1 protein-coding gene is annotated in these 684 nt (G+C 36.5%); it reads right to left on the minus strand.

Annotation, left to right across the window (positions count from 1 at the left end; genetic code table 11):
- Positions 1 to 14: 14 nt before the first annotated feature.
- Complete coding sequence (locus AB4496_RS25145) at positions 15 to 542, minus strand: hypothetical protein (RefSeq protein WP_372132541.1); 528 nt, start codon at positions 540 to 542, stop codon at positions 15 to 17.
- Positions 543 to 684 lie beyond the last annotated feature (142 nt).

The following is a 684-nucleotide window of genomic DNA, read 5'->3' on the forward strand; positions in this document are numbered from 1 at the left end:
GTTCAAAGATTGTATTAATCTTTGAACACTACTACATGATAGTCAGGTAGGACAGGGGCAACTGACGCAAAAACCTTTGCCCGTTTCTTTCTATCTCTGCTTCTATCAGCGGCTTCAATAACAACTTTACTGCTAGTTTCTAAATAATTACAAAGAAGGCTAAGAGCTTGAGGTAAAAAAGATTTTGAAGCTATAAACTCTCTTTCGGTTTGCTTATTGGCGTTATAACGAGAAATATTGAAAGCAATAAGACTAGAAGCAAAAGCAAGCATACCAACATTTAGTGCTTGCCATGAATACCAGACTCTGTGGATATAATTCCAGTCACCGGCACTTTTCCAAACCGGGAAAATGAACATACCAAAGACATAAGCAACGAAAGAGGCAGCACTGATGATATTTATTAATCGTATTAAGTTTTCAGTGCTCCACAAAGCTCTGAACTTGCGCCAAAAAACCTTTATTTTTTCCACCGTACCTCCGATAGAGACTGTCACATAACATTTTAATATCGTGCCAGCACGAATTGGTGTATTTAGCATATATTAAGCACCCTCTCTAACCAACTGAAAATTATGTATATAATTCAGTTTTGATATAATTTCTAGTTAAAAACCGTGCAAACACACATTGCCTCCTATTCGAGGCACGTTATCAATCAAGAACTTCTATTTTGTTCTATAC

This window comes from Vibrio sp. 10N.222.46.A1 (assembly GCF_041473595.1).
In the GTDB taxonomy this organism is placed as follows: Bacteria; Pseudomonadota; Gammaproteobacteria; order Enterobacterales; family Vibrionaceae; genus Vibrio; species Vibrio tasmaniensis_A.